Below are 4,753 nucleotides of genomic sequence, written 5' to 3'. Positions count from 1 at the left end.
CCTGCGGGCTGGCGTTTTGGGCTTTCATCAAATTAAGAAAGCAAACCCGCCCTAAACCTTATCAAAACCGAAGGTTTTGCGCACTGACGACTGAGAACTTTCCCTTTGTTCATCAGCGCTTGGGGTCCGGGGTGAATCTTTTTTATCCTCTCCCTGACCACGCAAAGGCACTTTGTCTACGCTTTGAGCCAGGAAAAAATCCTGGTTTTTTTATTGACTATTTCTTTGTACTCCCGTTAGCTTATGCCTAATCATCACATCAACCCCCAACGAGGTTTAAAAACAGAAGCATGACCAAAGCACCAGCTAAAATAGCATAATTGATATGATGCTGATCTTCCTCACGATAAATCCCTGGAAGCAATTCATCAAAAAGGAGATACAACATAACCCCTGCAGTGACTGCCAGCAAAATTCCCTGGATGGCTTCTGTAATAATAAAGGAAAGCAGCCAATAACATAGAATGGCCAATGCCGATTGACCGACAACCAGGGCCACCATCCCCTTTTTCGTCTTCCGGGGTGCGATGCCTAAAGCATCTAACTGTGCCACAATGATAAAGCCGATGGGAATATTATGAATGGCAATGACCAGGGCCAAAAGAATGCCAACGGTCATATCCGAAGCCCCTGCAATCAAAACGCTGATGAGTTCAAAGAGGCTATGTAGCCCAAAGGCAATCAGAGTGATGTAGAACAAGCGGTCCCGGGTATGACAAACAGCCTCCTGGGGCGATAAATCATGGTGATGCTGAACTGGTAGAAGTTTTTCGAAAAAAACAATCAGAAAAGCCCCTCCAGCGACTGAAAGAGGCAAAAGCCATCCCTGATGGCTTGGAATCGACGCTTCCATCATTTCCGAGGCTTCCGGAATGATGCCCACAAAAATAATGGAAAGCAGAAATCCTGCAGATAAGGCTGTCAGCAGCGCAATCGTCGAAGGGTGTTTTTCGTTGATCGTGATAAAAATCATTCCTCCAACCAAGGTCATCAGCGATGCCGCGACAATACAAATAATCATTAAAATCAGTGTAATCGACCTCCCGTCTTTTAGGTGAAACTAAGGTTGGCAGAGTAGGATTAAAACAAATCAGAACACAAGGGAGTGAATCTATGAAGCACCAATATAATCAGCTGGTTAGGGATAGAATCCCTGAAATCATTAAAGAGAGCGGACGGCGATGCGAATTCAAGGTATTAAGCAACAGTGAAATGCGAACGGCCTTGACTGAAAAGCTTCTCGAAAAGGCAAACATCTTTTCAAAAAAACCTTCAGAGGATGAGCTTTCAGATATTTATGAACTCCTGGGGGCCATTACCGAAAGCTTTGAATTCGAACCCATGCATATTGACTACCTTAAGCTCCAAAACAAAGAGCATAAAGGGAGCTATTCCGGTCGTGTCTTTTTGATATCGGTAGAAGATATGGAATAAGCAAAGCGGTGGTTTCCAGCCACCGCTTTTAAAATGCCATTAAAAAGGCATTCTCAATATGATTTGCGATAAGCCCATCTTTAGAATCTAATAATTCTATCACATCAAAGCGCACATTTTCTTGAAACAAATGTTTTTGCTTGATATAATGCAAGGCTGTCTTTATAATATGACGCTGCTTTCGATAATCCACGGCCTGGCCAGGGGTTCCATAGGTCAATCCACTCCGATATTTTACCTCTGTGAAAACAATGGTATCCCCCAAACGGGTAATTAAATCAACCTCTCCCATTTTACAGCGATAATTTTTAGCTAAAAGACAATGTCCTTTACCGATTAGGATATCCAGGGCCTGGCATTCTCCCCAGTCCCCCTTCTTTTTGTTCGCTTTTTTACTCATCGGAAATTTTGTATAAAGCTTTGCCGGTGGATGGGGGTCGGGCCATAGGCCTTCAAGGCCGCAATATGCTCTGCCGTCCCATACCCCATGTTTCGCACAAAGCCATATTCTGGGTACACCTCGTCATAACCACACATAAGCTCATCCCGGTAAACCTTGGCCAATATACTAGCCGCTGCAATACTATAACACCGAGCATCGCCATGGATAACGGACTCCACTGGAATGGCCGAAGGAATTTCCAGGGCATCGATCAGGAGTAAATCCGGAATGGTGGTTAGCGCCTCCACGGCATCCCCCATGGCCGACTTAGTCGCCTGAAGGATATTGATGGCGTCGATGGTTTCCGGTGATTTAATGCCAATGGACCAGGCCAGAGCCTCTTCACGAATTTGATGTGCCAGCATTTCACGTTTTTTTGCCGAAAGCTTTTTGGAATCATCGACATACAGCAGCTGGGATTCCGGTGGCATAATGACCGCAGCGCAAACCACCGGTCCTGCCAAGGGACCACGCCCCACCTCATCCAGACCACAAATAGCCTGGTACCCCTTCTGCCGAAGCTGTCTTTCAATCTCCAGCATCTCCTGGGTTTTTGCCAGTGCCGTCTGGTACTTTTCGTAATCCCTTCTCAGCTTCATCCCCAGGCTTTGGACTGCCTTTCGGGAATCCATTGCCAATGCTTCGGAGAGCATTAGATAGTCCGTTACAGGCACTTCAGCAACGGCATTTTTAAGGGCTGCTACCGACAGTTCCCTAAGCTTTTGGACATTCATCAATGGTAATCCTCCCGATTCTCCCATTTTTAAAATCCCCCAAAAGCATTTCACAGGCGCGGTAATAATCGAGATCGCCGCCTCTAAGGAGCAGTCCCCGACTGATGGCCATGGCGTCAAAGACCTCCGGCACGGTCCTGCCGTGGGTGGTGATATTATATTGGGCTTCGACCAATGCAGGATAACGTGCCACCAAAAATTTCATTAAATCCCCGGCAATATTTTCCTTTTCAAAAATCGTATCTTTAATAGAGCCAATCCAGGCTAAATGGACACCGATGGTTTCATCTTCAAATTTAGGCCATAAAATCCCCGGGGTGTCTAAAAGCATCAAACCGTCGGGTGTCGTCAGCCATTGCTGGCCCTTGGTGACACCAGGCTTGTTGCCAATCTGGGTTTTTTTCTTACCAATGAGGGCATTGATGACCGTGCTCTTCCCCACATTGGGAATCCCACAAAGCAAACATTTCAGCTGATTTTTTTCCTTTGGATTGTACTTCCAAATGGTTTCCACCAGCTTTTTTTTATCCTTTAAGTCAAAGGCGTTAAATAAAAGCACTGCATCAACGCCCTCTTCTTGCTCAAAATAAGCCTTCCACCGTTCACTTTGCACAGGATCAGCCAAATCCGCCTTATTTAAAAGGATGATATGGCGTTTAAATGCCGTGTACTGAGCAATGTCCGGATTCCGACTTGCGACGGGCACCCGGGCATCTATGACTTCAATAACGGTATCAATGAGCTTAAGCTTCTCACGAATTTGGCGCCCAGCCTTAGCCATATGACCCGGGTACCATTGAATTGCATCACTTTTCGCCATTTATTTCACCACACCAAAGGTACTCAAGGGCCAAAAACGGAAAATGACATGCCCAATGATGGCATCCTCATCCACAAATCCCAGGCTTTGGTAACGACTGTCGGAACTATTGGCTCGATTATCACCCATCACAAAATACTTCCCTTCTGGTACGGTCACCATTTCAAAATCCTCATAAGGATCGGGATTGACATAAGTCTCATTCAATGGCTGACCATTTAAATAAACAATCTGGTCCTTAATGGCAATGGTGTCACCGCCCTTGGCGATAACCCGCTTGACATACTCCACATTTTTACTGTAATTTAATACGACAATATCCCCATAGTCTGGAGCCCCAATGGAATATTCAATTTTATTAATCACCAGGCGATCCCCATTTTTGAGGGTGGGGAACATTGAGGAGCCCTGAACCAATACAAAATCAAATAAAAACATTTTGATAACAAACGCCAGAACGACGGCAATGACAATGGATTGAATCCACTCCCGTAATTCTGATTTTTCACGTTTCTGTTCTGCCATAGTTTCCAAATCCTTCCCTGGAAGTACCTTCTGTTGATTGCACTTCCATTTTTATGCACCTATTGAAGTATCTACTCGTTCCGCTTTGCTTCACTCGTTCATGGCTGCGCCGTGTAAAGGTGCAATTACATCTTTATACTTCTGTTAGCTAACGCGTAATACAAAACAAGGGGACCGAAATTGGCCCCCTTCTTTTCAAAACGACTAAATACGTTCTTTAACCTTTGCGGCTTTACCGACACGGCTTCTTAAGTAGTTCAGTTTTGCACGACGTACCTTACCCTTACGGATAACGTCGACCTTTTCAATTTTAGGTGAATGGATGGGGAAGGTTCTTTCCACACCGATTCCGGAAGAAATCTTACGAACGGTGAAGGTTTCGCTCACACCACCGTGCTGTTTTTTAAGCACGACGCCTTCAAACATCTGGATTCTTTCCCGCTTACCTTCAATAACACGAACGTGGACACGGACAGTATCCCCCACTCGGAATTCTGGCTTTTCGGCCTTCATGTTTTCCTGCTGAATTTTTTTAATGATATCCATAACAATCTCCTTCTTGGATTTCGACGTTCTTATATGTCACCATACAGCGGACCATCTCATAATTAACATACCTTCATATTTTAACTGAAAACCAATATGAATGCAAGCTCTTATTTTTCAGAAAACAAAAAAGAGCGCTTCCGCGCTCAACAAAGCGTAGACAAAGTGATGTAGCGCGGTCAGGGTGAGGATAAAAAAGATTCACCCCGGACCCCAGGCGCTGACGAACAAAGGGTTAGCCCTCATTCGTCA

The 4,753-nt window shown here is 45.1% G+C and carries 8 protein-coding genes; 2 read left to right on the top strand and 6 right to left on the bottom strand.

The genetic code is table 11. The features are described 5' to 3' along the window. On the top strand, nucleotides 1-251 hold a 251-nt coding region (locus BLU30_RS14360), incomplete at its 5' end, for a hypothetical protein (RefSeq protein WP_207648007.1). A gap of 8 nt (nucleotides 252-259) precedes the next feature. Here BLU30_RS14360 and BLU30_RS10725 read toward each other — a convergent pair. Continuing rightward, nucleotides 260-1,021 carry a ZIP family metal transporter gene (locus tag BLU30_RS10725; protein WP_090246280.1) on the bottom strand — a complete coding sequence of 254 codons (762 nt, stop codon included), beginning with the start codon at nucleotides 1,019-1,021 and terminating at the stop codon, nucleotides 260-262. A gap of 92 nt (nucleotides 1,022-1,113) precedes the next feature. Between BLU30_RS10725 and BLU30_RS10720 the strand changes: the two genes are divergently transcribed. Continuing rightward, nucleotides 1,114-1,434 (top strand): nucleoside triphosphate pyrophosphohydrolase, encoded by a 321-nt coding sequence (locus tag BLU30_RS10720; protein ID WP_090246278.1) that lies wholly within the window; start codon nucleotides 1,114-1,116, stop codon nucleotides 1,432-1,434. Between the two features lie 28 nt (nucleotides 1,435-1,462). Here the strand turns inward: BLU30_RS10720 and BLU30_RS10715 are convergent, their stop codons facing one another. From BLU30_RS10715 to rplS, 5 genes are all read right to left on the bottom strand, one after another. Further along, nucleotides 1,463-1,834: a YraN family protein gene (locus tag BLU30_RS10715; protein WP_090246277.1), complete on the bottom strand. Its 372-nt coding sequence runs from the start codon at nucleotides 1,832-1,834 to the stop codon at nucleotides 1,463-1,465. Then, nucleotides 1,831-2,610, bottom strand: a complete 780-nt coding sequence (locus BLU30_RS10710) for a ribonuclease HII (RefSeq protein WP_090246275.1) — start codon at nucleotides 2,608-2,610, stop codon at nucleotides 1,831-1,833. Before BLU30_RS10710 ends, BLU30_RS10715 begins: the two co-directional genes overlap by 4 nt. After that, a complete protein-coding gene (ylqF, locus tag BLU30_RS10705; RefSeq protein ID WP_090246274.1) occupies nucleotides 2,591-3,430 on the bottom strand; it encodes a ribosome biogenesis GTPase YlqF in 840 nt (279 codons plus the stop codon). The genes BLU30_RS10710 and ylqF overlap by 20 nt, the downstream gene beginning before the upstream one ends. Beyond that, entirely contained in the window at nucleotides 3,431-3,955 is a 525-nt protein-coding gene (gene lepB, locus BLU30_RS10700; RefSeq protein WP_090246272.1) for a signal peptidase I, read from the bottom strand. A 204-nt stretch (nucleotides 3,956-4,159) separates the two neighbouring features. Then, complete coding sequence (gene rplS / locus BLU30_RS10695) at nucleotides 4,160-4,501, bottom strand: 50S ribosomal protein L19 (RefSeq protein WP_090246270.1); 342 nt, start codon at nucleotides 4,499-4,501, stop codon at nucleotides 4,160-4,162. Nucleotides 4,502-4,753 lie beyond the last annotated feature (252 nt).

This window comes from Eubacterium barkeri, assembly GCF_900107125.1.
In the GTDB taxonomy this organism is placed as follows: Bacteria; Bacillota; Clostridia; order Eubacteriales; family Eubacteriaceae; genus Eubacterium_O; species Eubacterium_O barkeri.
The sequence above is the reverse complement of the archived record's forward strand: the minus strand, read 5'-3'. Positions and strand labels throughout refer to the sequence as shown.